This is a genomic window from Spirillospora sp. NPDC029432, assembly GCF_040703975.1.
Taxonomy (GTDB): Bacteria; Actinomycetota; Actinomycetes; order Streptosporangiales; family Streptosporangiaceae; genus Spirillospora.
This window is the reverse complement of the sequence record NZ_JBEZWH010000039.1, coordinates 38,004-62,540: the sequence shown is the minus strand read 5'-3', so window position 1 is coordinate 62,540 and position 24,537 is coordinate 38,004. Positions and strand designations below refer to the sequence as shown.

General features: G+C 74.1%; 26 protein-coding genes. 5 read left to right on the top strand and 21 right to left on the bottom strand.

Going from position 1 to position 24,537, the window contains the following annotated elements:
- Positions 1–138 precede the first annotated feature (138 nt).
- The 8 genes from AB0881_RS26835 to rsmD all read right to left on the bottom strand — a co-directional run bounded on the left by AB0881_RS26835 (position 139) and on the right by rsmD (position 4,999).
- Positions 139–336 carry a hypothetical protein gene (locus AB0881_RS26835; protein WP_197010571.1) on the bottom strand — a complete coding sequence of 66 codons (198 nt, stop codon included), beginning with the start codon at positions 334–336 and terminating at the stop codon, positions 139–141.
- A 180-nt stretch (positions 337–516) separates the two neighbouring features.
- Positions 517–849: an acylphosphatase gene (locus AB0881_RS26830; RefSeq protein WP_366621080.1), complete on the bottom strand. Its 333-nt coding sequence runs from the start codon at positions 847–849 to the stop codon at positions 517–519.
- Positions 850–972: 123 nt separating this feature from the next.
- Positions 973–1,848, bottom strand: a complete 876-nt coding sequence (mutM, locus tag AB0881_RS26825; protein ID WP_366621078.1) for a bifunctional DNA-formamidopyrimidine glycosylase/DNA-(apurinic or apyrimidinic site) lyase — start codon at positions 1,846–1,848, stop codon at positions 973–975.
- Between the two features lie 3 nt (positions 1,849–1,851).
- Positions 1,852–2,589 carry a ribonuclease III gene (rnc, locus tag AB0881_RS26820; RefSeq protein ID WP_366621076.1) on the bottom strand — a complete coding sequence of 246 codons (738 nt, stop codon included), beginning with the start codon at positions 2,587–2,589 and terminating at the stop codon, positions 1,852–1,854.
- 322 nt (positions 2,590–2,911) lie between these two features.
- Positions 2,912–3,091 carry a 50S ribosomal protein L32 gene (gene rpmF / locus AB0881_RS26815; RefSeq protein WP_366621074.1) on the bottom strand — a complete coding sequence of 60 codons (180 nt, stop codon included), beginning with the start codon at positions 3,089–3,091 and terminating at the stop codon, positions 2,912–2,914.
- Between the two features lies 1 nt (position 3,092).
- Entirely contained in the window at positions 3,093–3,668 is a 576-nt protein-coding gene (locus AB0881_RS26810; RefSeq protein ID WP_366621072.1) for a DUF177 domain-containing protein, read from the bottom strand.
- Positions 3,669–3,833: 165 nt separating this feature from the next.
- Positions 3,834–4,313: a pantetheine-phosphate adenylyltransferase gene (coaD, locus tag AB0881_RS26805; protein WP_366621070.1), complete on the bottom strand. Its 480-nt coding sequence runs from the start codon at positions 4,311–4,313 to the stop codon at positions 3,834–3,836.
- Positions 4,314–4,435: 122 nt separating this feature from the next.
- Positions 4,436–4,999 carry a 16S rRNA (guanine(966)-N(2))-methyltransferase RsmD gene (gene rsmD / locus AB0881_RS26800; RefSeq protein ID WP_366621068.1) on the bottom strand — a complete coding sequence of 188 codons (564 nt, stop codon included), beginning with the start codon at positions 4,997–4,999 and terminating at the stop codon, positions 4,436–4,438.
- Positions 5,000–5,149: 150 nt separating this feature from the next.
- Between rsmD and AB0881_RS26795 the strand changes: the two genes are divergently transcribed.
- The gene (locus tag AB0881_RS26795) at positions 5,150–6,190 is read left to right on the top strand and encodes a hypothetical protein (protein ID WP_366621066.1); all 1,041 of its coding nucleotides are present in this window, start codon (positions 5,150–5,152) and stop codon (positions 6,188–6,190) included.
- A 58-nt stretch (positions 6,191–6,248) separates the two neighbouring features.
- Here AB0881_RS26795 and AB0881_RS26790 read toward each other — a convergent pair whose 3' ends face one another.
- The 4 genes from AB0881_RS26790 to AB0881_RS26775 form a co-directional block, all read right to left on the bottom strand.
- Positions 6,249–8,006, bottom strand: coding sequence for a serine/threonine-protein kinase (locus tag AB0881_RS26790; RefSeq protein ID WP_366621065.1), 1,758 nt, complete (start codon positions 8,004–8,006; stop codon positions 6,249–6,251).
- A gap of 232 nt (positions 8,007–8,238) precedes the next feature.
- A complete protein-coding gene (locus AB0881_RS26785) occupies positions 8,239–8,835 on the bottom strand; it encodes a HEAT repeat domain-containing protein (protein ID WP_366621063.1) in 597 nt (198 codons plus the stop codon).
- A 174-nt stretch (positions 8,836–9,009) separates the two neighbouring features.
- Complete coding sequence (gene recG, locus AB0881_RS26780) at positions 9,010–11,202, bottom strand: ATP-dependent DNA helicase RecG (protein WP_366621062.1); 2,193 nt, start codon at positions 11,200–11,202, stop codon at positions 9,010–9,012.
- Positions 11,203–11,245: 43 nt separating this feature from the next.
- Positions 11,246–12,835, bottom strand: a complete 1,590-nt coding sequence (locus AB0881_RS26775) for a DAK2 domain-containing protein (RefSeq protein WP_366621060.1) — start codon at positions 12,833–12,835, stop codon at positions 11,246–11,248.
- A gap of 261 nt (positions 12,836–13,096) precedes the next feature.
- Between AB0881_RS26775 and rpmB the strand changes: the two genes are divergently transcribed.
- Positions 13,097–13,291, top strand: coding sequence for a 50S ribosomal protein L28 (gene rpmB, locus AB0881_RS26770; protein ID WP_030164391.1), 195 nt, complete (start codon positions 13,097–13,099; stop codon positions 13,289–13,291).
- Between the two features lie 58 nt (positions 13,292–13,349).
- Here rpmB and thiD read toward each other — a convergent pair whose 3' ends face one another.
- The 3 genes from thiD to AB0881_RS26755 form a co-directional block, all read right to left on the bottom strand.
- On the bottom strand, positions 13,350–14,174 hold the full coding sequence (thiD, locus tag AB0881_RS26765; RefSeq protein ID WP_366621057.1) for a bifunctional hydroxymethylpyrimidine kinase/phosphomethylpyrimidine kinase: 825 nt from the start codon (positions 14,172–14,174) through the stop codon (positions 13,350–13,352).
- 32 nt (positions 14,175–14,206) lie between these two features.
- Positions 14,207–14,713 (bottom strand): cellulose binding domain-containing protein, encoded by a 507-nt coding sequence (locus tag AB0881_RS26760; protein ID WP_366621055.1) that lies wholly within the window; start codon positions 14,711–14,713, stop codon positions 14,207–14,209.
- Between the two features lie 207 nt (positions 14,714–14,920).
- Positions 14,921–15,841 (bottom strand): thiamine-phosphate kinase, encoded by a 921-nt coding sequence (locus AB0881_RS26755; protein ID WP_366621054.1) that lies wholly within the window; start codon positions 15,839–15,841, stop codon positions 14,921–14,923.
- 138 nt (positions 15,842–15,979) lie between these two features.
- Between AB0881_RS26755 and AB0881_RS26750 the strand changes: the two genes are divergently transcribed.
- Positions 15,980–16,213 (top strand): Lrp/AsnC ligand binding domain-containing protein, encoded by a 234-nt coding sequence (locus AB0881_RS26750; RefSeq protein ID WP_366621052.1) that lies wholly within the window; start codon positions 15,980–15,982, stop codon positions 16,211–16,213.
- A 25-nt stretch (positions 16,214–16,238) separates the two neighbouring features.
- Positions 16,239–16,739: a DUF3515 domain-containing protein gene (locus tag AB0881_RS26745; RefSeq protein WP_366621050.1), complete on the top strand. Its 501-nt coding sequence runs from the start codon at positions 16,239–16,241 to the stop codon at positions 16,737–16,739.
- Positions 16,740–16,770: 31 nt separating this feature from the next.
- Here the strand turns inward: AB0881_RS26745 and AB0881_RS26740 are convergent, their stop codons facing one another.
- Genes AB0881_RS26740 through AB0881_RS26715 form a run of 6 tightly spaced genes read right to left on the bottom strand, consistent with a single transcriptional unit; the run spans position 16,771 to position 21,488 of the window.
- Positions 16,771–17,319, bottom strand: a complete 549-nt coding sequence (locus AB0881_RS26740) for a hypothetical protein (RefSeq protein ID WP_366621048.1) — start codon at positions 17,317–17,319, stop codon at positions 16,771–16,773.
- A complete protein-coding gene (locus tag AB0881_RS26735; protein ID WP_366621047.1) occupies positions 17,319–17,522 on the bottom strand; it encodes a ferredoxin in 204 nt (67 codons plus the stop codon). The genes AB0881_RS26740 and AB0881_RS26735 overlap by 1 nt, the downstream gene beginning before the upstream one ends.
- A 7-nt stretch (positions 17,523–17,529) precedes the next feature.
- A complete protein-coding gene (locus AB0881_RS26730) occupies positions 17,530–18,870 on the bottom strand; it encodes a cytochrome P450 (RefSeq protein WP_366621045.1) in 1,341 nt (446 codons plus the stop codon).
- Complete coding sequence (locus AB0881_RS26725) at positions 18,867–19,661, bottom strand: SDR family oxidoreductase (RefSeq protein ID WP_366621044.1); 795 nt, start codon at positions 19,659–19,661, stop codon at positions 18,867–18,869. The genes AB0881_RS26730 and AB0881_RS26725 overlap by 4 nt, the downstream gene beginning before the upstream one ends.
- A 2-nt stretch (positions 19,662–19,663) precedes the next feature.
- Complete coding sequence (locus AB0881_RS26720; protein ID WP_366621042.1) at positions 19,664–20,893, bottom strand: cytochrome P450; 1,230 nt, start codon at positions 20,891–20,893, stop codon at positions 19,664–19,666.
- Between the two features lie 10 nt (positions 20,894–20,903).
- Positions 20,904–21,488 carry a helix-turn-helix domain-containing protein gene (locus tag AB0881_RS26715; RefSeq protein ID WP_366621040.1) on the bottom strand — a complete coding sequence of 195 codons (585 nt, stop codon included), beginning with the start codon at positions 21,486–21,488 and terminating at the stop codon, positions 20,904–20,906.
- 93 nt (positions 21,489–21,581) lie between these two features.
- Between AB0881_RS26715 and AB0881_RS26710 the strand changes: the two genes are divergently transcribed.
- Positions 21,582–24,530, top strand: coding sequence for a LuxR C-terminal-related transcriptional regulator (locus AB0881_RS26710; RefSeq protein ID WP_366621038.1), 2,949 nt, complete (start codon positions 21,582–21,584; stop codon positions 24,528–24,530).
- The last annotated feature ends 7 nt before the right edge of the window (positions 24,531–24,537 follow it).

Genomic DNA, 24,537 nt, shown 5'->3' with positions numbered 1-24,537 from the left:
AGATCGGCGTTGCCCCGCCGTCCATCCGATCATACGGACGGGCACTTCGGACGCCGCGGGGCGATCACCGTGAGAGGGCAAAACGAAGGGACGCCTCGATCGGCGTCCCTGTGTGTTTCCCCGGAATAAAGGCGCCGATCAGGTCAGCGCCGGTTCGCGGTCCTTCACTCCGAGCGACATTACGTCGTCGTCCGCCGCCGTCGCGAGCGCGTCGTTCTCCGCCTGAAGCCGTACGAGCTCGGCTTCCAGATCACGTACGCGCTGCTGAAGGCGCCGCATCTCCGCGACCATCCGGGGGTCGGGACCGCCGACGTGGCCGAGTAGAGCCTTCGCCATGACTAAGGGTCCTCCACGCTGAGTAACCAGCAGGGATCGCGCACGAGAATCGAATCCAGAGAGTGCGCGTATCGTCTAGAGTCGCACCGGCCGGTGTCCTGGTCAAGACGCACATCACAGGCCGGTAACAACCTGTCGGCACCTAGTTTAGCAGGTACAAACCGGAAAGCCCTACCCGGGCTACCGTTCCCGGAAACCGGGCCCCTCGCCGCGCGGCTCGCTCCACCGCTCGGCGACCCCGGTGACCCGTCCCGGGGTGCCGCCGCCGCGCAGCAGCTCCAGCAGCCGCTCGCAGGACGCCCGGGGGCCCTCCGCGACGACCTCGACCCGGCCGTCGCGCAGGTTGGTCGCGCTGCCGGCCAGCCCGAGCTCCAGCGCCCGCGACCGCACCCACCAGCGGAAACCAACGCCCTGCACCCGCCCGCGGGCCCAGGCCGTCAGCCGCACGGCCGCGTCGCCACCGGCCGCGTCGCCGCCGGTCTCTCCGGTCTCGGTCTGGTCGGGTCCTGCCATCTGCTCAGTACTTCCCGATCGCCTCGGGGCGCTCTTCGGCGGCGCCTTCCCTCGTCACTCCGGTCACTCGTTCCTCGCTCCCCGCGTTCCTCGGTCCAGGCACCGCCGCGCACCTCGGCTCCCTCAGTATCGCGCCCTTCGAGGTCTCGGCTGGCAGGTGGGGCAGCTGAAGGACGACCGGTTCATGAAGACGTCGCGGCGGATGGGCGTCCCGCAGCGCCGGCACGGCTCGTCCCGGCGGCCGTAGGCGTCCAGGGAGCGGTCGAAGTAGCCGCTCTCGCCGTCGACGTTCACGTACAGGCTGTCGAACGAGGTCCCACCGACGGCCAGAGCGGCCTCCATGACCTCCCGGACGCCTTGGAGGACCCGGGCGACCTCCGCGCGCGTCAGCGTCTCCGTGGGGCGCGCGTAGTGCAGCCTGGCGCGCCAGAGGGCCTCGTCGGCGTAGATGTTGCCGACGCCGCTGATGAGCGACTGGTCGAGCAGCGCCCGCTTGACGCCCGTGCGGCGGCGGCGCAGCGCCTTGTAGAACGCCTCGTCGTCGAAGGCCTCTTCGAGCGGGTCGGCCGCGATGTGCGCGATCGGCTCCGGCACCGGCATCCCGGACGCCTCGGTCATCTCGGTCACCATCAGGTGCCCGAACGTGCGCTGGTCGACGAACCGCAGGTCGAACCCGCCCTCGGCGGCGTCCGTGAACGTCAGCCGCACCCGCAGGTGCTTCTCGCGCTCGCGGTCCGGCTCGCCCACCAGCAGCTGGCCGCTCATGCCCAGATGGGACAGCAGCGCCTCGCCCGAGTCGAGCGGGATCCACATGTACTTGCCGCGCCGCTCCGGGGCCGCCATCACGCGGCCGGCCAGCCGCCCGGCGAAGTCGGCGGGCCCCTCGGCGTGGCGCCGCACCGACCGCGGGTGCAGGACCTCGGCGGCCGCGACCGTACGGCCCGTCACCCACCTGTCCAGGCCGCGCCGGACGACCTCGACCTCGGGCAGCTCCGGCACGGCTCAGGTCCCCTGCTCGGCGCTCTCGCGCTTGACGACCATCTCGCGGATGCGGTTCCAGGCCGCCTCGGCGGCGTGCTGCTCCGCCTCCTTCTTGCTGCGGCCCTCGCCCGTCCCGTACGTGTCGCCGCCGACCTTCACCGCCGCGCGGAACGTCTTCTGGTGGTCGGGGCCGCTCTCGGCGACGTGGTACTCGGGGACGCCCAGCTCCTCCACCGCGGTCAGCTCCTGCAGCGAGGTCTTCCAGTCCAGCCCGGCGCCCAGCCCGGCCGACCGGGTGATCAGCGCGTCGAACAGCCGGTGCACCAGCGCGGACGCCTCGTCCAGGCCGCGGTCGAGGTAGACCGCGCCGATCAGCGCCTCCAGGGTGTCGGCGAGGATCGAGGCCTTGTCGCGGCCCCCGGTGCCCTCCTCGCCGCGCCCGAGCCTGATGTGGGCGCCCACGCCCAGCGCGCGGGCCACGCCCGCCAGCGCGCGCATGTTGACCACCGCGGCGCGCAGCTTCGCCAGCTGCCCCTCGGGCAGGTCGGGGTGGCCCCGGTACAGGGTGTCGGTGACGACCAGGCCCAGCACCGAGTCGCCCAGGAACTCCAGCCGCTCGTTGGTCGGCAGGCCGCCGTTCTCGTACGCGTACGAACGGTGCGTCAGCGCCCGTTCCAGCAGCTCGTCGCCCACTTCGACGCCGAGCGCCCGGGTCAGTTCCGCGCGCTCGGGCGCGGGTTCGCTCTTCTTGCCGCTCACAGGCCCTCCTCGCAGGCCTCGCACCGCCCGAGGCGGTGCCGCTGGCGGCGCGTGACGGCCGGGCCGGCCCCCGAAGACGGTTCGGAGGGCCGCCGCGCGGCCTCGCGGCCGGCGGTCCCGGTACGGCGCGGACGCACGGCGCGGGAGAGGGTCCACGAAGACGAGGTGCGGGCCGGTCGATCGACATCCCCGGCACGCACCACGGCCTCGGGCGCCCGCCCTCCGCCGCTCACCACGCCGGCGTCACCCGCCGGGGTGGTCACGTCGGCACTTCGGGGGGCGGCCGCGCCGCGCGCGGTACCGCCCCCCGGAACGCCTGGGATCAAGCCGACGGGGTGATGACCTGCCGCCGGTCGTAGGTGCCGCACGTCGCGCACGCGGTGTGGGGCAGCTTCTTGTCGCGGCACGTGGGGCACTCGACCAGGGTCGGCGCGCTGGCCTTCCACTGCGCACGCCGGTGCCGCGTGTTGCTGCGGGACTTCTTCCGCTTCGGGACGGCCACGTCAGCCCTCCTGCTTTCCTTCTCGTTGGTCGAATGCCTGGTGGGGAGAGTCCTCCCCGTCCCCTCCGTCGGAGGGGGCCAGGCCCTGCAGTGCCGCCCACCGGGGGTCGGCCACGGCGTGGCCGTGACCCGGCTCGGCGTCCGCCAGCCGGACGCCGCACTCCGCGCACAGGCCGGGACAGTCCTCCCGGCAGAGCGGGGACAGCGGCAGCGCGAGCACCACCGCGTCCCGGAGCACCGGCTCGAGGTCGATCAGATCGTCCTCGAGGTAGAGCTCGTCGTCGTCCGCGTTCCCGCCGGAGCGGGTGTCAGGATAGACGAAGAGCTCCTGGAAGTCCGCCTCGAAGGTCGAGGCGATCGGGTCCAGGCAGCGCGCGCACTCCCCCTTGAGGGGCACCCGCGCCGTGCCCGTGACGAGCACGCCCTCCAGCACCGCCTCGAACCGGAGATCCAGCTCGATGCGCTCGCCTTCGGGAACGCCCACCATCTCGACGCCGAAGTTCTCCGGCGCCGGAACGCGCACCGCCTCCTCGCGCGACGACCCGGGTTGCCTGCTGAGGGCTCGGGTGTCGAGCACGAGCGGCGCGTTCGGATCGAGGCGAGTCAGCGGAGACCTGCTTTCATAAGGCTGCGTTTTCAGGCACAGGGAACTGCGGCCGTCGGTCAGGCCGGTCTCCAAGGGTACCCAACGCGGCGGCGCGTCCCCAACTCGCACCACCCGCGGCCATGCCCGAAGAGCGGGTCAGAGCTCCTTAAACCGCTCGGTGAGACGGGCGTGGACGATGTCGGGGATCAGTCCGGACACGTCCCCGCCGTACTTCACGACCTCCTTCATGAGGCTGGAGGACAGGTACGAGTACAGCGGGTTGGTCGACATGAACATCGTCTCGACCCCGGCCATCCGGTGGTTCATCTGGGCCATCTGCAGCTCGTACTCGTAGTCGCTGACCGCCCGCAGCCCCTTGACGATCATCGGGATGTCGTTCTGCCGGCAGAAGTCCACCAGCAGCCCGTGCCACTTGTCGATCTTGACGTTGCCGTACTCCTTGGTGACCTCCTCCAGCATCTCGATCCGCTCCTCGATGCTGAAGAGTCCCTGCTTCGTCTTGTTGATCAGCACGGCGACGACGACCTCGTCATAGAGGCGGGAGGCCCGGCTGATGATGTCGAGGTGGCCGTTGGTGACGGGGTCGAACGAGCCGGGACAAACGACACGTCGCACGAGGTGGCTCCATCCTTGCGTCTGGGTCTCTCTGTGCAGGTGGGGCCCTGCGGCGCGACCGTACCAAACCGGACGAGAAGGAACTCACACCGGGTTTCGGGAACCGGCCCGGGGGCCGGCGGTCAGCCGGCGGCGCGGCCGTACCAGAACACCGCCTCGCCGTAGCGGCGGTCGCGCTCGGCCTCGTACCCCTCGGGCCAGCGCAGCGCCGCGCCCCGCGCCGCGCGCTCCACCACCACCAGCGCGTCCGGCGCGCACCAGCCGTGGTCGCGCAGCGCCTCCAGCACCCCGGTCACGGCGGCGTCGGCCAGCGCGTACGGCGGATCGGCGAAGACCAGGTCGTACGGCTCGTCCGGCGCCCGCTGGACGAGCCGCTCCACCTTGTCGCCGCGCGGCACCGCGCCGGGCAGGCCGAGCGCCGCCGCGTTCTGCCGGACGATCTTCAGCGCCCGCGGATGGGACTCCACCAGCAGGGCGTGCGCGGCGCCCCGCGACAGCGCCTCCAGCCCGACGGCGCCCGAACCGGCGTACAGATCGGCGACGCGCAGCCCGTCCAGTGGGCCGAGCAGCGCCAGTACGGTCGAGAACAGCCCCTCCCTGGCGCGGTCGCTGGTGGGGCGGGTGTCCCGGCCCGCCGGCACGGCCAGCCGCCGCCCTCCCGCGCTTCCCGCGATGACCCTTGTCATCCGTCGATTATCGGGGGCGCGGGTACACGAATGTCCCCCGGGAGCCGCGCAGGTCCGCGCCCGAATTCGCGAATCCCTGTTCACATCCGCTACCCGCCGTGCCACTGTGAGCGCAGGTTGTTGCATTCCGACACCCCCCAGGAGTACCTCGTGCACCACGGCAGAAGACTGGCGGTGACGGCGGGCGCGACGGTGCTGGGCCTGGCGGCGATGAGCGGGGTCGGCCACGCCGACACCGCGGCTCCCAGGTCCGGCCCACTGGCCGACCTCACCTCCACCCTGACCGGGACGATCAACGGCCTGACCGGCGCCCTCACCGGCGGCGGGGGCTCGTCCCCGACCGGTTCCAAGCAGAGCACGGCCCCCGACCGGACGTCCTCGGTCACCCGTGCCCCCGTCAAGAGGGAGACCGCCGGCCGGACGGGCTCCACCGGCAAGCGGCAGGCCCGGCCGTCCGGGGGCGGCGGCACGTCCGCCACCAAGGCGAAGGCGGGCACGAAGAAGGCACAGAAGGCGACGAAGGCGGCCAAGGGGAAGGAAGGGAAGAAGGCGCCCGGCCACCTCCGCGTCGAGATCTCCCCCGACCTCGACCTGAAGCGGAAGACCGTCGCCGGGAGCCTGCTCGTCGACGCCGGGCTGCAGACGCTGCTCGGCCCTGCGGGCCTCAAGCTGGAGGCCGACGGCCGGCTGTCGGCCGAGGACATCTCCATCGGCGACCCGGAGGCCGAGGGCGGCATCAAGCTCGCCACCCACCTCGGCGACGCCGGGCTCGGCATCGGGACCGGCGGCAAGGTGACCGCCACGCCCGCGGGCGTCACGGCCGACGGAGCACTGAACGTCTGCGCGGGCGCGGGCTGCCTGGACGCCCCCGGCCCGCCGAGCCCGCCCGCCCCGACCCCGCCGACGCCGCCGACCCCGCCGGGCACCCCGCCGCCGGGCTCGCCGAGCCCGTCGCCCGGCCTGCCGGACCTCCCGCCGTCCTCGCCGCTGCTGCCCGACCTGCCCGAGGCCGGCGCGGGCCCGGAGGTCGCGGCCGCCTCGATGGCGCCGGGGACCCTGCCGGACGACCTGCCGTTCACGGGCGCCGACAGCCTGCCCATGGCGGCGCTCGGCCTGGCCGCGATCCTGGCCGGCGGCGCGGCCGTCGCCGCGACCCGCCGCCGCGAGGCCGACGAGGCCGCCGAGGCCTGATCCCGGCACTCCCGGACACGACGGGGCGCTCTCCGCTCGGAGAGCGCCCCGCCGCGTGTCAGAGGCGGTCGGTCCTGGTGACCTTCCAGGTGCCGTTCGGCTGCCGGTCGAGGGCCATGCGGTAGATGGCGACCTTGTCGGTGGCCTTGCAGGCGCCCTTGGCGCATTCGGCCACCGCGACCAGGGCGGTCGTCCGCTGAGGGGTCTCGCCGGCGCGGAGCGCGGTCTCCACGAGGGTGCCCGCCGCGACCTCCTTCGCACCGCGGACGGCGTCCGTCACGGCGCGGGCCTGCGCGCCCGGCCAGCCGGAGGCGCCGGGTGTCGCGGCCGGGACGGAGACGGCGTTCAGCACGTACAGGGTGTCCAGCAGCCAGGAGCCGCCGCGGCGGACGAGCGTGGCCCGCATCGGCTCGTTCCGCAGCTGCGGCTCCGCGTCGGCCGAGCCGATGGTCCGCTTGACCTGGGACAGCACGGTCACCGTGCCCGGCGAGGACGCCACGACGGCGGACTCCGGGATGTCGGCGACGATCGTGCTGCGGTTGTCGCGCAGCCGGACGCGCCAGTTCTCGGCGGTCAGCTGCCGGTCGTACTCCGCCCGGTAGCGCTCGGTGGAGCGGGCGTGCGCCGCGGCGACGTCCTGCTCGATCCGGCGGTAGTCGAAGCTGAGCACCGCCTTGACCGACTCGGCCGCGACGCCGACGGCGCCCGCCGCCTCCGCGGGCGGCACGGGGGTGTCGGCCTCCGGCGCGGTGCGGGACGCCGGCGGGTCCTCGCCGTTCGCCATCAGCGCCCACGCGGTGCCGCCGCCCAGGAGCAGCACGGCCGCCCCGGCGACGGCGGCGATCCGGCGGTAGCCGCGGCGGGGCGGCGGCGGGCCGGTGGAGGCCGGCGGGTGGGTGACGGGGTGCGGCGGGGGCGGCGGGGGCGGGTGCGGGACCGCCGGCGGTACGGCGCCGCCCGCGAAGGAGGTGCCGGTCGTCAGCGCGCCCTCGGGGTCGCTGGTGACGGTGTCGCGCCCCAGGAGGTCGAGCAGCACCTGCTGCGCCTCGGGCCGCCGCGCCGGGTCCTTGTCCAGGCACGCGGTGACGGTCGCGCGCAGCGAGTCGGGCAGCGGCGACAGGTCGGGCTGGTAGTTGAGGATCCGGTGGAACACCGCCGAGATCGTGTCGTTCCCGAACGGGTGCCGCCCGGTCGCCGCGAACAGCATGGTCGCCGCCCACGCGAACATGTCGACGGGCGTGCCCAGCTCGGTGTCGGTGACCTGCTCGGGGGCCATGTACGAGGGCGTGCCGACCACGCCGCTCCCCTTGGCCGCCTCGGCGCCCAGCACCCGGGAGATGCCGAAGTCGATCACGCGCGGGCCGTCCGGGCCCATCAGCACGTTCGCCGGCTTGAAGTCGCGGTGCAGGATCCCGGCCCGGTGGATGGCCGCGAGCGCGGTGACCGTGCCGATCGCCAGCCGGTCCAGGTCGGTGCCGATGCGCGGGCCGGTGTCGGTGACGGCCTCGGTGAGGGACGGGCCGGGGACGTACTCGCTGACGACGTACGGCAGCTCGCCGGTGATGTCGGCGTCCAGGACCTGGGCGGTGCAGAACCCCGCGACCCGGCCGATCATCTCCAGCTCGCGCTGGAACCGCGCCCGCCACTCGGGGTTCTGGCTGAGCTGGGCGCGCAGCAGCTTGATCGCCACGTCCCGCCCGCTCTCGCCGCGTCCCAGGAAGACGACGCTCTGGCCGCCCTCACCGAGCCGCCCGCGTACCTCGTAGGGGCCCAGCCGCACCGGGTCTTCGGGCAGCAGGGGGCGAACGGCCGTCATCGGTTTCCTCCGTCAGGTGCGGACCCGCCACGGAAGCTCTACCCGCGGGCGGGCCGGGAGGCGCATCCTTCCCGTAGGTCGTTAGACGTCTGTGATCGGCCGGACGTTCTCGGTGACCGGCGACGGATGAGAACCGGCCGGTGACAGAGGAGAACGGAGGAGAACCGAGGAGAGGCCGGGCGGGCGGGGCGCTCCCACCCCAGGGCGCCCCGCCCGCGTTCCGGGAACGGCGTCAGGCCAGCGCCCAGCGGGCCTGGGTGCGGACGCCGGGGTCGGGGTCGGTGAGCGCCTCGGTGAGGGCGACGACGACCTCGGGACGGTCGCCGGCCCACCGCTCCAGGGACTGCACGGCCGCGCGCCGCACGTCGACGGTCTCGTCCCGCAGCGCACGGATCAGCGGGCGCACGGCGATCTCGGGGGCGGCCTCGGCGAGCGCGAGCGCGGCCCGCCGCCGGACCTGCCAGCCGGTGTGGACGATGCCGGTCACGACGCGGCCGGCGAGCGGTTCGGGCACGCCGAGCGCGGCGGCGGCGTCGAGGGCCGCCATCCGGACGACCGGGTCGTGGTCGGCGAGCAGGTCCTCCAGGGCGGGCAGCCCGGCGGTGCCGCCGAGCCGGGCCAGCCCGTCGGCCACCGCCACCCGGACCTCCCGGGCGGGGTCGTCGGCGGCCTCGGCGACCTCGGTGACGGCGGACAGGGCGACGAGCCCGAGGACGGCCTGGAGCCGCACCTGCGGCTCGCCGTCGTTCAGGCCCTGGGTGTAGAGGTCGCCGGCGCGCGCGATCTGATCGGTGTCGGGGGCGGTGGACGTGTCATGGGCGATCGACATGGATGTGCCTCCAGGAAGCGTCGGATCCGGTGGACGGGCATCAGCGACGCGGACAGAGCATGCTCGCCTGCCGCCTGAGGTCGACGTGATGCCGCACGGTGAGGTCCTCGCTCGGATTCACGCCCTCCATGCTGGGGAGGATTCCCTATAAAGTCAACCGGATTTATAGGGTACTTATGCCTTCTCCAGGAAGCCGGTGCGGTCCTCGTCCAGCAGCACCGCCAGCTCCGCGGCCAGCCCGGGGTGCTCGGCCAGGTCGGGATCGGCCTCGACGAGCAGCGTCGCCTCGTCCCGCGCCTTGCGGATCACGTCCTCGTCCTTCTGCAGCGTGAGCAGCCGCAGGCTGGAGGCCCGCCCGGCCTGCGCGGCGCCCAGCACGTCGCCCTCGCGGCGCTGCTCCAGGTCGAGCCGCGACAGCGCGAACCCGTCGGTCGTGGAGGCGACCGCGTCCAGCCGCTCCCTGGCCTTGCTGCCCGGCTCGGCGTCGGTGACCAGCAGGCACAGGCCCGGCAGCGTGCCGCGGCCGACCCGGCCGCGCAGCTGGTGCAGCTGCGACACCCCGAACCGGTCGGCGTCCATGATGATCATCGCGGTGGCGTTGGGGACGTCCACCCCGACCTCGATCACCGTCGTGGCCAGCAGCACGTCCAGCTCGCCGGCCGTGAAGCGGCGCATCACCGCGTCCTTCTCGTCCGGGTGCAGCTTGCCGTGCAGCACGCCGATCCGCAGCCCGGCCAGCAGCTCCTCCAGGCGCGGCAGCAGCTCCATGATCCCCAGCGGGGAGCGGCGCTCGCCCTCGTCCGGGGGCGGCGGGGCGTCGCCCTCGTCGCCCTCCCGCTCGCCGATCCGCGGGCACACGATGTAGATCTGGCGCCCGCCGGACGCCTCCTCCCGGATCCGCTCCCACGTACGCGCCAGGAACGCCGGCTTCTCCGGCGGCACCACATGCGTCCTGATCTCGGAACGGCCGGCCGGCAGCTGCCCCAGCACCGAGGTCTCCAGGTCGCCGAACACCGTCATCGCGACCGTGCGCGGGATCGGCGTCGCCGTCATGACCAGCACGTGCGGCCGCCCGCCCGCCACCTTCTCGCGCAGCGCGTCCCGCTGCTCGACCCCGAACCGGTGCTGCTCGTCCACCACCACGAGCCCCAGATCGGCGAACTGGACGTGCTCCTCCAGCAGCGCGTGCGTCCCGACCACGATCCCGGCCGCGCCCGACGCCGCGTCCAGCAGCGTCGCCTTGCGCGCCTTGGCGCCCTGCGACCCGGTGAGCAGCACGACCCGCGGCGCCACGTCGGCGCCGCCGATCTGCCCGGCCTGCCCCAGCTCGCCGAGCATCCCGCTGATCGACCGGAAGTGCTGCTGCGCCAGCACCTCGGTGGGCGCCAGCAGCACCGCCTGCCCGCCACCGTCCACCACCTGCAGCATCGCGCGCAGCGCGACCACCGTCTTGCCCGCCCCCACGTCGCCCTGGAGGAGGCGGTGCATGGGGTGCTCCAGGGACAGGTCGTCGGCGATCTCGCGGCCGACCTCGCGCTGGCCCTCGGTCAGCGCGAACGGGAGTCGGGCGTCGAAGGCGTCCAGGATGCCGCCCTCGATCGCGGGACGGGACTTGGCCGGGAGCGCCGCGGCGGCCAGCCGGCGCTGGGCCAGGGCGATCTGGAGGACGAACGCCTCGTCCCACTTCAGCCGGTGCTTCGCGCGGCCCAGCTCGGCCCAGTCCTTGGGCCGGTGGATACCCTCGTACGCCTCGCGAAGCCCGATGTAGTGGTGCCGCTTGAGGGTCAGCTCGGGCATCGGGTCCGGGCCGAGGTCCAGGTTGTCCAGGACCGTGCCGACCGAGATGGAGATCGTCTCGATGTCCAGGCCCTTGGTGGACGGGTAGATCGGGATGATCTCGTCCGCCCATTCCTGCGCCGCCTCGTGGCCGGCGCGCGCGGCGACCACCTTGTACTGCGGGTGGGCGAGCTGGCGCTGGGCGCGGCCGGAGCGCGGCCGGTACGTGCTGATCTTGCCGGCGAACAGCCCGCGGGTGCCCGGCGACAGGTCCTTCTCGGGCTTGTACGAGCCCTTGCGGCCGAAGAAGCTCAGCTTCAGCTCGCCCGTGCCGTCGGTGACGGTGATCTCCAGGACGTACCCGGGGCTGCGCGACAGGGTGCGGCCCTGGACCTTCACCACCTCGGCCATCACGGTGACGTGCTCGCCGTCGGCCAGCTCGTTCAGCGGGGTCAGCTCGCCGCGGTGCGCGTACCGGCGCGGGTAGTGGTGCAGCAGGTCCCCGACCGTGTGCAGGTCGAGCCCCTTGGCCAGCACCTTGGCGGTCTTGTCCCCCAGCACCTTGCGCAACGGCTCGTCGAGTTTCGCCACGATGCCCTTTCTACCGCGCCGGTCGGTCACTCGCGCCGGTTCGTCATTCGACGCCGATCAGGAGGGGGTAGAGCACCTGGCCGCCGTCGTAGACGCCGACCTCCACGTCGGGATGCCGGTCGCGCAGGTGCGCCTCCAGCAGGGCGGTCAGGCCCTCCGGCGCGTACGTGCCCGAAATCAGCGTGACCAATTCGCCACCGCCCGACAGGAGCCGGTCCAGGACGTGCCGGGCCACCTCGGCAAGATCCTCGCCGATCATCGCCACATCGCCCTCGATCAGGCCGAGGACGTCGCCCGGCTGGCACAGGCCCACGCTGGTGAACGCCTCCTCCGCGGCGACCTCCAGGTTGCCGAAACGGGTCGCGCCGGCCGCCCGGGTCATCGCGATCACGTCGTCGGCGAACCGGCGGAGCGGATCGTGGACGGCCAGCGCGGCCAGCCCCTGGACGGACGCCTTGGTCGGCACGACCGCGATCCGCGCGCCGCTCTCCCGGGCGCGTTCGGCGGCGGCCTCGGCCAGCGCCGCCACCTCGGGCTCGTTCGGCAGCACCGCCACCTCGTCGCCGGCCGCCAGGATCGCCTCGGCCAGCAGCGCCAGCGGCGGCAGCGCGCCCGGCTCGCGGCGGACGACCTGGGCACCGGTGCTCTCGAACAGGGCGGCGAGGCCGTCGGCGGCGGTCACCGCGACGACCGCCCGGCCCGTGCAGGGCGCCTGGGACCGGTCCCCGGCGTGCAGGTACGTCACCCGGATGCGGTGCGGGCGGCCCGCCGACAGGCCCGCCTCGATCGCCGCGCCCGCGTCGTCGACGTGCACGTGGACGTTCCACAGCCCGTCGCCGCCGACCACGACCAGGGAGTCGCCGAGCGCGTCGAGGACGGCGCGCAGCCGCGGCACCCGCTCGTCGGCGGCGTCCAGCAGGTACATGACCTCGTAGCCGGGGCCGGCGGGCTCGGCGCGGCCCTCCCGCACGGTCCCCTCGCCGGGGGTGCGGGCGGGCACCTCGTACCGCTCCGGGTACTCCTCGGTGATCACGGCGGCCAGCGCCTCCAGGACCACGCACAGCCCCGCGCCGCCCGCGTCCACCACGCCGCTGCGCGCCAGCACGTCCAGCTGGCCGGTGGTGCGGCGCAGCGCCTGCCGGGCGCCGGCGACCGCCGCGCGGGCGACGCCGGCCAGGCCCGGTCCCCGCTCGTCCAGGCCCGCCGCGGCGGCCGACTCCAGGACGCTGAGGATCGTCCCCTCGACCGGGCGCTCGACCGCGCCGCGGGCCAGCACCGACGCGTACCCGAGCGCCTCGGCCAGCGCCGCGCCGTCCCCGGCCGTCTCCGGCCGCCCGACGATCTCCGCCAGCCCGCGGAACACCAGGCTGAGGATCACCCCGGAGTTGCCGCGCGCCCCCAGCAGCGCGCCCCGGGTCAGCGCCTGCCACGCCTCCCCCGTGCCGGACCCGGCGGGCAGCGCCGCCACCGCGTCCGCCGCCGCCAGCACGGTGAGGTGCAGGTTCGTGCCGGTGTCCCCGTCCGGTACGGGGAACACGTTGAGCGCGTCGATCTCCCCCCGGGTGCGGCCCAGCGCCTCGGCCGCCAGCCCGCTCCATCGCCGTACCGCCGCCCCGTCGAGGACCTCGCCCACCCTCGCTCCCCTTCGCCGTCCGCCACGGATACCTCATATCGTGCGGACCGTTCCCGTGGGAATCCGGCGGAACCCGGCGGCCGCGCGCGGTCGCGGAAACGAGGCTTGCGCGGCCCGGCCGATTCGCCTAGGGGGCCGGGCGTGGGCTAACCTGATTCGTGCGCCTCGTCCGGGGCGCTTTCTGAGCGCCCCCAAAGTGCCCGGCACACGGCATCGCGGGTCGCTCCGTTTCACAGCATCGACACCCACTTGGAGTTTCCCGTGGCTTCCGTCTGCGACGTCTGCGGCAAGGGACCCGGTTTCGGCATGCGCGTCTCCCACTCGCACCGCCGCACCCCGCGCCGCTGGAACCCCAACATCCAGCGCGTGCGCGCCGTCGTGAACGGCAGCACCAAGCGGATCAACGCCTGCACGTCGTGCATCAAGGCCGGCAAGGTCGTCAAGCCGACGGTCTGACCCGCGAAGGCCCTCGGCCGGCTCACCGATCTCCCGGTGAGCCGGCTTTCTGCCGTTCTCAGCCGCGCAGCCGCCAGGCGTGGTCGACGGGGCCGATTCCGGACCCGAGGGGGAAGCCGGCCGCGATCGCGCCCGTGACGTACTCCTTGGCCTTGCCGACCGCGCCGGGGACGTCCTCGCCCAGCGCGAGGTACGAGGCGATCGCGGAGGCCAGGGTGCAGCCGGTGCCGTGGGTGTGCCGGTTGTCGTGGCGGGACGCGGTGAAGCGGTGCTCGCGCTCGCCGTCGAAGAGCAGGTCGGCGGGCTCGCCGGGGAGGTGCCCGCCCTTGATCAGGACCCATTCCGGGCCGAGCGCCTTGACCGCCTCGGCGGCCTCCCGCAGCCCGGACTCGTCGGCGACCTTCACGCCGGTGAGCTGCTCGACCTCCCACAGGTTCGGGGTGACGACGGTCGCGACCGGCAGCAGCGCCGTGCGGACGGCGTCGACGGCGTCCGCGGCGAGGAGCGTGTCGCCGTGCTTGGAGACGCCGACGGGGTCGACCACGACAGGCGCCCCCGCGTCCGCGAGGCCCGCCGCGACGGTCTCCACGAGCGTCGTGGACGCGAGCATCCCCGTCTTGACCGCGTGCACGCCGATGTCGGACAGCACCGAGTCCAGCTGGGCCCGTACGGCCTCGGCGGGCAGTTCCCAGTAGCCCTGGACGCCTAGGGAGTTCTGCGCGGTCACCGCCGCGATGACGCTCATGCCGTGGACGCCGAGGGCGAGCATCGTCTTGAGGTCGGCCTGGATGCCGGCGCCGCCGCCGGAGTCGCTGCCGGCGACGGTGAGCGCGAGGGGCGGGGCCGCGGAGGCGGGAGCGGGCGGGACAGGGTTCTGCGTCATGGCGCCCACTTTAAGGCCCTATGTACGCTTCCCTACACGCGGTGGCAGGGGGAGCCGTTCATCCTGCACACCGACGGGCGGGCGATCTTGCCCTTGGCGACGAACGTGATGCGGACCGACTGGCCCGGGGTGAGCGCGGGGGCGCCGGTACGGCTGCGGACCCAGGCCACCTCGCCGGTGCGGACCACGGCCGCGCCGCTCGCGGACACCACCGGCGCGTTGGGGATCTTGAAGCCCAGCGTCCACTTGGGCACCGGGCGCTGCCCCCGGTTGGCGACGGTGGCGGTGAACCGGAAGCCGGCCGGCGTCTCGCTCACCTTCTTGAAGGCGACGACGAGGCCGTCGGCGCGCTGCGCGTCCCGGCTGGCGCGGTCGCCCGGCCCCCGCTGGGACATCTGGTTCTCCTTCACGCCGGTCTGCGGCGTCTGCGGGGCGCCGCCGGCGAAGTTGAGGGAGATCTGCTGCGTGCTCATGGCGTACGAGACGACGCCCACGGCCAGCACCAGCGCCACGATCGGCAGCAGCGGCACCGGCGTCATCGAGAAGATCCTGAACCGAGGGCGGCCGGAAGGAGGTTCCGCTTCGTCCTGCGGGACCTCGTCTTCGGGTTGTCCGAGCCTGGTGTGTCGTCCCATCCCATCCCTCTTCGATCACAGGATGTATACCAAACCCGCCCCAAGCATGCCTACCAGACGAGCAAAGGGGTCCTTCGGGAGAAGGGGTCGCCCGCATGCTCTCACATGGCCTCACCCGCGGAAGTGGTCCCAGCCGGATCCGCTGTACGGACCCCCGTCGACCAGCACTCCGGCACCCTCCGCGACCGTGCCGACCACCGTCCAGGACGGCGGCGGGACGGTGTCCGGGCCGATCGTCGCGGCGAACGCGTGGTCCTCCCCGCCGGTGAGGACGTGGCGGAGGCCACCCCGGCCGAGCACGGGCGGCACCGGGACGCGCGCCGTGTCGACCTCGATCCGCACGCCGCTGGCCTTGGCGATGTGGCCGAGGTCCTGGAGCAGGCCGTCGCTCACGTCCAGCAGGGCGGTGGCGCCCATCGCGCGGGCCTCGTCCCCGGCGGTGTACGGCGGGCGCGGCCGGCGGTGCGCCTCGATCAGCTCGGCGGGCCCCTCCTTCCCGCTCTCCAGCAGCTCCAGGCCCGCCGAGGACAGGCCGAGCGTGCCGCGCACCGCCACCAGGTCGCCGGGGCGGGCACCGGCGCGGGTCAGCGGCGGCCGGCCGCCGAGGTCGCCGAGCGCGGTGACCGCCAGCATGATCCGCGGGGCGGCGACCACGTCGCCGCCGGCCACCGAGGCGCCCGCCAGCCCGCACTCCTCGGCGAGCCCGGCGTACAGCTGCTCGGCCCACTCCACCGGCGTCTCGGCCGGGACGGCCAGCCCGACCAGCAGCGCGGTTGGCCGGGCGCCCATAGCGACGACGTCCGCGAGGTTCTGCGCGGCGGCCTTGCAGCCGATCTCGTACGGGCCGGACCAGTCGCGGCGGAAGTGCCGCCCCTCGGCCAGCAGGTCGGTGGTGGCGACGGCGCGGCCGTCGGGCGCGCACACCACCGCCGCATCGTCGCCGGGCCCCAGCTCCACCTGCGGCCCCTGCGGCAGCCGGTCGGTCAGCCTCGTGATCAGCCCGAACTCGCCCAGCTCCCCGATGGTGCTCATCGGCCCCCGTCCTCGTGCGTGCTCCCCGGCGCCGGAACGGCACCCGGACGGCCCAGGGGCGCCCCCGGGCGCCCGCCGCGGCCGCTAACACGATACGGTGACCGTCCGACGGCATTTTCTCCGCCCGGGGAGGACGTGATGGTGCAGGCCTACATCCTCATCCAGACCGAAGTGGGCAAGGCGGCCGAGGTGGCCGGCGAGATCGCCGGTATCTCCGGCGTAGCCCTGGCGGAGGACGTGACGGGACCCTACGACGTGATCGTCCGAGCGGAGGCGCGCAATGTCGACGAGCTGGGCAAGCTCGTCGTCGCGCAGATCCAGGCGGTCGAGGGGATCACCCGCACGCTCACGTGCCCGATCGTCCACATCTGACCGCTCCCTACCGCGAAGCTCCCCCGTGCTCCGACGCTCCACCGCGCCCAGACGTCCCGCCGGGTCCGGGCGTCCCGCCGCCCGTGCCCTGGCGCTGCTGCCGGCGGCGCTGCTGGCGGCCGGGTGCGCGGGCGGGGCCGTCCAGGTCCCGGTGCCGGAGCCGGACGCGGCGGGCGAGCGGCTGTGCTCGGGGCTGCGGCTGCCGGAGAAGGTGCACGGCCAGTCGCGCCGCGACACCTCCCCCGAGTCGCCGCTGACGGCCGCGTGGGGCTCGCCCGCCATCGCGCTGCGCTGCGGGGTGCCGCGCCCCGCCGAACTGCGGCCGGAGTCGCAGCTGATGACGGTGAACGGGGTCGACTGGTTCGGCGTGCCGGCCGACCGCCCGGTGACGTGGACGGCGGTGGCGCGGCAGGCGTACGTCGAGGTCACCGTGCCGGCGAAGTACACCCCGCCGGGCGATGTGCTGATCGAGCTGGGCCAGGCGATCGCGGCGACGATCCCGAAGAAGCCCGAGGGCCAGATCTGAGTCCGGCCCCCGGGCCTCCCGGGCGCGTCGCTCACCAGATGGCGACGGGGCCCTCGCCGCGCTTGTAGTAGCCGGGCAGCGGGCCCTTCAGCGAACGGTCCATGCGCCGCTTCATCCCGTCCGACAGCACCCCGGCCTTCATCATCTCCACGAAGACCGCGGTGGCGTTGCCGAGGTCGAACCAGTCGCGCTGCCACGACCACTGCCGGTTCCCCGCGTACCGGAACCAGCTGCCGCCGATCCCCGCGACCTCGTAGGCGCCGCCGTCCTCCCGGCGGACGTCGGCGATCTGCTTCCAGAACCCGACGACCTCGCCCTTGCGCTCGTCGACCAGGATGCTCTGGTACGGGTAGGTCCAGCCGTCCAGCCCGCCCATCTCCTGGCCGAGCGCGATGTCGCGGATCTCGTCCCGGCCGATCGCCATGAAGTCCTGGCTCGGGCCCATGTTCCAGCCGTAGGTGGCGTCCTCGGTGTAGAGGTCGGCCAGCGGGCGCCAGTCGCCCGCCTCCTCGCAGCGCCTGTTCTCGTCCAGCCAGTGCTGGACCATGTCGTCCATCTCTTCGCGGGAGAATTCCGGCATCACATCTCCTGAAGCTTGATCGCCTGGGTGGGGCAGTAGCGGACGGCGGCGGCCACCTCGTCGCGGTGGTCCTCGGACGGCTCCGCGTCGAGGACGCGGACCTTGCCCTTGCCGGGGACCTCGAACACGTCCGGGGCCTCCAGCTCGCACATGGCGTGGCCCTGGCACAGGTCCAGGTCCACCTCGATCCTCATCGGCCTCATCGGCCCGTCACCTCCGCCTCCTGCGGTAGCGCGCCTTGCAGGGCCGGGCCAGCTGGACGACCATCTTCGAGTGGTCGTTGCGGTAGGTCTCCGGCGGCTGCGCCAGCTCGAACTCCCAGTCCCGCAGCAGCACGGAGAAGATCGCCTTCAGCTGGATCATCGCGAAGTTGGCGCCCACGCAGCGGTGCCGGCCGGCGCCGAACGGCACCCACGTCCACCGGTTCAGCAGGTCCTCCTCGCGCGGCGCGATGTAGCGCTCGGGGCGGAACGCGTCCGGCTCGGGGAAGTCCTCGGGGATCCGGTTGGAGACGGCGAGGCTGCAGCCGACCATCGTCCCGGCCGGGATGCGGTGGCCCACGACCTCCTGGTCGGACTGGGCGACGCGCAGCAGCAGGATCAGCGGCGGGTGCAGCCGCAGCGCCTCCTTGATCGCCGCCTCCAGCCGCGGGATCGCGCGCAGCGCCTGGAAGGACACCTCGCTGCCGTCCGCGTACAGGCCGTCCAGCTCCGCCACCACGCCGGCCAGGACGTCCTGGTGGCGCAGCAGCTCGATCAGCGTCCACGCGGCGGTGCCGGAGGTGGTGTGGTGCCCGGCGAACATCATCGAGATGAACATGCCGGTGACCTGGTCGGCGGAGAACTTCGGCGAGCCGTCCTCCTCCTTGATGGACATCAGCACGTCCAGGAGGTCGCGGTCCTCGCGCGGCGGCCGCGGGTCCCGGCCGTCCATGATCCCCTGGACCAGCGCGACCAGGCCCCTGCGCGCCTCGTCCCGCTTGCGGAAGCTCTCGATGTCGGCGTACGGGTCGACGTACGCGATCGCGTCGGTGCCGCGTTCGAGGTCGTGGTACAGCTCGGCGAACCGGCCGTCGAGCTGCTCGCGGAACTTCTTCCCGATCAGGCACGCCGACGAGGTGTAGATGGTCAGCTCGGCGAACCAGTCGAGCAGGTCGATCTCGCCCTCGTCGCCCCAGCCGGCCGTCATCCGGTCGACCTCGGCGGCGATGGTGGCCGCGTGCCCCTTGAGGAACGACCCCTTGAGCGCCTGGTTGTGCAGGGCCTCGCGGCGCTGCTCGGGGGTGGCGTCGAAGACCACGCCCTCACCGAAGATCGGAGTCATGAACGGGTACGCCTCGGCCTGGTCCAGCTCCTCGTCCGGCGACCGGAAGAAGAACTCGTTCGCCTCGGCGCCCGACAGCAGCACCACGCGCCGGCCGGCGAGGACGAACTCGCCGACGTCGCCGCACTCGTCCCGGACCCGCCGCATCAGCCCGATCGGGTCGGTGCGCAGCTCTTCGAGGTGATCGGGGCCGCCCGAGACGACGGGCGGCGCGAGAAGCTCGGTCATCTCTCCTCCGTGCCTTTCTCTTCCAGGGGGGCCTCGGGCTGGACCTCGACCATGTGCAGGTGGGCGCCGCGCGGCGTGCCGACCACCGTCGCCACGACGGCGGCGACGTCGGAGGGCCGCAGGAAGTACGGGTGCCGGGCCGCGCCCCACTTGACCCAGTCCTCCAGGACGTTCCCGGTCGTCCCGGCGTCCCAGCCCATGCCCATGCCGGTGGCGGTGGGCCCGGGCCGGATGATCGACGCGCGGACGCCGGTACCCTCCAGCTCCATCTGCATCGTCCGCGCCATGCCCTCGACGCCGTTCTTGGCGGCCACGTAGGCGCCCGTCCACGTCCGCGGCACCCCGACGGTGTCGGAGGAGATGAAGACCACGTCCCCTCGCCGCCGCGCGACCATCCCGGGCACGAAGGCCGCCACGAGCCGGTGCACGCCCACCAGGTGGACCTGCACCTGCGCGAGGAACGCGTCGGGATCCAGCTCGTGGACGCGCCCGGCCGCCAGGTCCCCGGCGCCCGACACCACGATCTCGGCCGGGCCGAGCGCGTCCTGCGCCGCCGCCGCGAACGCCTTCACCGAGTCGGAGTCGGCGACGTCCAGGTGGTGCGCGAACGCCTCGCCTCCCCCGGCCCGGATCGTCGCCGCGAGCTCCTCGCACTTCTCGACCCGGCGGGCGCCGAGCGCGACCGGGTGCCCGGCCGTCGCCAGCGCGGTCGCGGTGGCCTCGCCGATGCCCGACGAGGCACCGGTGACGATCGCCGGGCGGCGTCGCGGGTGGGGTTCGAATCTGGGCACGGCTACCGGACCTCCAGTCGTACGGGCAGGGTCGCGAAGCCGCGGACGTTGGCCGCGTGGACCCGTTGCGCGCGGGCTTCGTCGACGTCGTAGGAGGACGCCGCGCGGACCAGCTCGCCGAGCGCGATCCGCGCCTCCAGCCGGGCGAGGTTGGCGCCCAGGCAGAAGTGGCGGCCGGCGCCGAAGCTGACGAGCTGGGAGGTGTCGCGGTCCAGGTCGTACTCGGCGGCGCGGTCGAACACGCGCGGGTCGCGGTTCGCGGAGCCCACGAGCAGCAGCATCCGGTCGCCCGCCGGGACCTTCCGCCCGTACAGCTCCTGCTCCTCGGCCACGGTGCGGGCCAGCATCTGGCTGGACGTGTCGTACCGCAGCGTCTCCTCGACCCAGTCGTCGACGCGCGCCGGGTCCTGGAACGGCTTGGCGCCCTGCGCGGGATTGCGGTGCCCCCAGTAGAGGGCGTTGGCGAGCAGCTTGGTCGTGGTCTCGTTCCCGGCGACGACCATGAGGAAGAGGAACGCGATGATCTCGCGGTCGTCGAGCCGGTCGCCGTCGATCTCGGCGTCCAGGAGCGCGGAGGTCAGATCGTCCCGCCTGGCCTTCTTGCGCTCGGCCAGCATCTCCTCGTAGTAGCCGACGAGGATGAGGGCGGCCTCCATGCCGGCCGGCGGCACGTCGTTCAGGCCGTCCTCGCGGTGGACGACGAGATCGGCGAGCCGCCGCACCTCCGCCCGGTCCGCCTCGGGGACGCCCATCATCTCGGAGATGACGTCCATGGGCAGGAGCCCGGCGAAGTCGGCGACCCAGTCGCCCTCGCCCTTCTCCAGGAGCGGGTCCAGATGCCGGCGCGTGAGCCGCAGGATGTCGTCGCCCATCTCCTTGACCCGCCGGGGCGTGAACCCCTTGGAGACGAGCGCGCGCATGCGCGTGTGCCGGGGCGGGTCGAGCGCGAGGAACGACATCGTCTTGGACGCGTGCGGGCCCCACGCGCTCGGCTCGACCGAGACGCCGTTGGAGCTGGAGTACGCGCCGTGGTTCCGGAACGCGGCGGACACGTCGGCGTGCCGGGACAGCGCCCAGAAGCCGATCTCGTCGTTGCGGTAGAGCGGCGCCTCTTCCCGGAGCCGCTCGTACGTCGGGTAGGGGTCTTCGTGGATGGCGTAGTCGAACGGACTGTAATGGACCGGGCTGTCATGGACCTGAGCGGTCCGGGGGGACGGGGAGGAATGGCCCATGGCCGTCACCTCATTCGGGGTCGGGCAGGATGAGCTCTGCCATCTCGGCGAGCCGGTCGGCCATCCGGGCGTACGAGGTGTAGCCCATTCCGGCGTGCACCAGCGCACCGGCGTACGCGAGTTCGAGCGCGCCGAGGATCTTCGGATCGGCGCCGTCGCCCATGGCCGCCTCCAGCCGCCGCCTGATGGAGACGCCGATCCGCATCCGCAGCTCGCGGACATCGGGGTCGCTCCCGAGCATCGCCGCCGTACAGGCCGCGGCCAGCTCGGGCTCGTCGGACACCAGGAGCGCGACCTCGCGCAGCACCTCGTTCACCCGCTCGCGGCGCGTTCCGCCCGCCGGTACCGGCGGGAGCGCGTTGAGCCGCCGCCAGAACACCTCGGTGATCAGGTGGTTCTTGGAGGCGAAGTAGGTGTAGGCGGTGGCGGGGGCCACGCCCGCGCGCTTGGCCACGTTCCGTACGGTCAGGCCGTCGAAGCCGGTCTCGCGGATCTCCTCCACCGCCGCGTCGGTCAGCCTCCGCACGGTGTCGGCCTGCCGCTCGGTGAGACGCCGGCGGGTGGACTCGGTGATCAGCTCCTGGTTTCCGGACACGTGTCCAGACAATAGTTCAGCAAACGCCCGGCGGCAACCTCCCCCGCCGCCGCGGGCATGGAACTGATCTCCGTGCCCTGGGACCATGGGCCGATGCCGCCCGTCGAGGTCTCCGCGCGCGAGGCCGAGGTGCTCGCCGCCGTCGGCCGCCACCTGACGAACGTCCAGATCGCGCACCGGCTGCACATCTCGGTGCGCACGGTCGAGAGCCACGTGTCGTCGCTGCTGCGCAAGTACGGCGTCCCCGACCGGCGGGCCCTGGCCATCCTCGCGGCGCAGGAGCGTACCGGCGAGGAGGCCGCCCCGATGGCGGGCCTGCCCGCGGCCCGCACCTCGTTCGTCGGGCGGGCCGCCGAGCTGGCGGAGATCGAGGCCGCGACCCGGACGGCCCGGCTGGTCACCCTCCTCGGCCCCGGCGGCGCCGGCAAGTCGCGGCTGGCGGCGGTGGCCGCGGCGGCCTCCCGGCACGGCGGCGCGTTCGTGGACCTGGTGCCGGTGCGCGGCGGGTTCGTCGCCCGCGCCGTCGCGGCGGCGCTCGGCGTGACCGAGAGCCCGCGGGCGCCCCTGGAGGCGGGCATCGCCGAACGCCTCGGCCGCCGCCGCGCGCTCGTCGTCCTCGACAACTGCGAGCACCTGCTGGACGCGGCCGCCGGGTTCGCCGACCGGATCCTCGCCGCCTGCCCCGGCACCCGGATCCTGGCGACCAGCCGCGAGCGGCTCGGCGTCCCCGGCGAGCGGATCGTCCGGGTGGGGCCGCTGTCGTCGGACGCCGAGGCGCTCTTCACCGACCGCGCCCGCGCCGCCGACCCGGGATTCACCGCCGACCCGGCCACGCTGGCGGAGATCTGCGCCCGGCTGGACGGCATGCCGCTGGCGATCGAACTGGCCGCCGCCCGCAGCGCCGCGCTCGGCGCCCCCGGCGTGCTGGCCGCCCTGGACGACCGGCTCCGGCTCCTGGCCGGCGGCCGCGGCCGCGACGAGCGGCACCGCTCCCTGCGCGCGGTCCTCGACTGGAGCCACGACCTCCTCGACACGGAGGAACGGGACCTCTTCCGCCGCCTGTCCGTCTTCGCGGGCGACTTCGACCTGAACGCGGTACTCGCCGTAACACCAACGACAGACCCGAACGCGCCAGGCACGGACGCGGTTGACGCAGTCCCGGCAGACTCGGACGCGGCGGGCGCAGGCTCGGCAAACCCGGACGCGACAGGCACGGACGCGACAGACTCCAGCGCAGCAGACTCCAGCGCGGCAGGCGCGCCAGACACGACAGACTCAGGCGCGGCGGACGCGGCGCGCGCGGCAGACTCGGGCGCGGTAGGCGCGGTAGGCGCGGCAGACGCGGTGGGGGCGGCAGACGCGGTGGGGGCGGCTGTGGTGGCTGATGTGTTGGGGCGGTTGGTCGACAAGAGTCTGGTCGGGAAGGTGGCGGCGGGGCGCTGGCGGCTGCTGGAGACCGTGCGCGCGTTCGCCGCCGAGCGGCTCGTCCAGAGTGGCGAGCGGGACGCCGTCCACCGCCGCCATCTGCGGTGGGCGGCGGCGACCGCCGCCCGTTCGGCCGCCCGGATCGACGCGCCGGACGCCGGTGAGGCGGGTGTCCGGGAGGCCGTGGCGGAGTTCGACGCCGTCGCCGGGGATCTGCGGGCCGCGCTGGCGCGGGCGCCGGCCGATGCCGGGGACATCGCTCATCGGCTGGCGCGGGCGCTGGGGCGGCTGGCGTACGCGCGGCGGTTCCAGGCCGAGGCGTACGAGCACTTCCTGGCGGCGGCCGAGCGGGCCGCGTCCCCGGCGGAGGCGGCCCGGGACCTGAAGAGCGCGGCCGACTGCGCGCATGTCGTCCCGACGGGCGGCGAGCGGCATTTCGCGCTGCTGTGCTCGTCCGCCGAACGGTCCCGCGCGGGCGGGGACGCCGCGGGCGAGGCCGTCACGCTCGCCACGGCGGTCGTCACCACGGCCCGCAACCCCGGCTGGTACACCGTCCCGCACGGCGAGCTGCGGCGGCTGCTGGACCGGGCCGAGAGCGCCGGCGCGCGAGGTCCCGAGGTCGCGGCCTGGCTCGCCGCCGCCCGCGCATGGCTCGCCTCGCCGGAGCCGTACAGCGCCGACCGCGCGCTGGCCGGGGAGGCGCTCGCGGCGGCGCGCGCCGCCGGTGACCCGGTGCTGGTCAGCGCCGCGCTCGACGCGACGATCAGCGCGGCGCTGCGGGACGGGCGGCTGCGGGACGCGGCGCGCGGCGGCCGGGAGCGCCTCGGCCTGCTGGCCGCGCTGCCGGAGCACGACCCGCGCTGCGCCGCCGAGATCGTCGACATCTTCCATGTGGCGGCCAACTGCGCCACCGCCGCCGGGGACCTGCCCGCGGCGCTGGACGCCGGCCGGCGGGCGCTGGCCGACGACCTGCTCGGCGGGCAGTACTTCCTGTCGACGAACACGATCGTCCTGCCGCTGGCGCTGAGCGGCGCGTTCGACGAGGTGCTGCGGCACGCGGAGGCGGCGCTGGAGAGCTGGCGGCGGGCCGGGGGCCCGGACAGCGGGATGATGCGGCCGGTCGCCGTCGGCCCGGCGCTGGTGCACGGCCTGCGCGGCGAGCGCGAGGAGTACCTGGCGTGGCGGGAGCGGGCGTCCGGAACGGCCGCCGGGCAGGTGTTCGACCACGCGACGCTGACCGGCTTCGTCGACGCCCGCGTCGCCGTGCACACCGGGCGGCTCGACTCGGCCGCCGATCTGGCCGGCGCCCTCGCGGACGACCGCACCCTCTACCGCGGCTACGCCCACGCCGCCGGAGCCGAACTCGCCGTCGTCGCGGGCCTGCCCGGCGCCGCGGAACGGGTCGCCGCCGCCGGACCCGCCGCCGAGAACGCCTGGGCCGCCGCGTGCCTGGCCCGTACGCGGGGACGGCTGCACGGTGATCCGGACGAGCTGGCCTCCGCGGTCGAGCAGTGGGAGCGCATCGGCGCCCGCTTCGAGCGCGCGAGCACGCTGGTGCTCCTGCCCGGACGCGCCGCCGAGGGCCGCGCGGAACTCGCGGCCCTCGGCTGCCTCTGACCGGATC

Bases quoted from the DNA above. Each gene is read 5' to 3' on its own strand.
- AB0881_RS26730 (WP_366621045.1), bottom strand. From the start codon at position 18,870: ATGACCGAGCTTCTCGCGCCGCCCGTCGTCTCGGGCGGCCCCGATCAC.
- AB0881_RS26760 (WP_366621055.1), bottom strand. From the start codon at position 14,713: ATGACGCCGGTGCCGCTGCTGCCGATCGTGGCGCTGGTGCTGGCCGTG.
- rsmD (WP_366621068.1), bottom strand. From the start codon at position 4,999: ATGACAAGGGTCATCGCGGGAAGCGCGGGAGGGCGGCGGCTGGCCGTG.
- thiD (WP_366621057.1), bottom strand. From the start codon at position 14,174: ATGACGCAGAACCCTGTCCCGCCCGCTCCCGCCTCCGCGGCCCCGCCC.
- AB0881_RS26755 (WP_366621054.1), bottom strand. From the start codon at position 15,841: ATGAGCACCATCGGGGAGCTGGGCGAGTTCGGGCTGATCACGAGGCTG.
- AB0881_RS26710 (WP_366621038.1), top strand. From the start codon at position 21,582: ATGCCGCCCGTCGAGGTCTCCGCGCGCGAGGCCGAGGTGCTCGCCGCC.
- AB0881_RS26750 (WP_366621052.1), top strand. From the start codon at position 15,980: ATGGTGCAGGCCTACATCCTCATCCAGACCGAAGTGGGCAAGGCGGCC.
- AB0881_RS26830 (WP_366621080.1), bottom strand. From the start codon at position 849: ATGGCAGGACCCGACCAGACCGAGACCGGAGAGACCGGCGGCGACGCG.
- AB0881_RS26790 (WP_366621065.1), bottom strand. From the start codon at position 8,006: ATGACGGCCGTTCGCCCCCTGCTGCCCGAAGACCCGGTGCGGCTGGGC.
- AB0881_RS26740 (WP_366621048.1), bottom strand. From the start codon at position 17,319: ATGCCGGAATTCTCCCGCGAAGAGATGGACGACATGGTCCAGCACTGG.
- AB0881_RS26835 (WP_197010571.1), bottom strand. From the start codon at position 336: ATGGCGAAGGCTCTACTCGGCCACGTCGGCGGTCCCGACCCCCGGATG.
- AB0881_RS26735 (WP_366621047.1), bottom strand. From the start codon at position 17,522: ATGAGGCCGATGAGGATCGAGGTGGACCTGGACCTGTGCCAGGGCCAC.
- AB0881_RS26720 (WP_366621042.1), bottom strand. From the start codon at position 20,893: ATGGGCCATTCCTCCCCGTCCCCCCGGACCGCTCAGGTCCATGACAGC.
- AB0881_RS26785 (WP_366621063.1), bottom strand. From the start codon at position 8,835: ATGTCGATCGCCCATGACACGTCCACCGCCCCCGACACCGATCAGATC.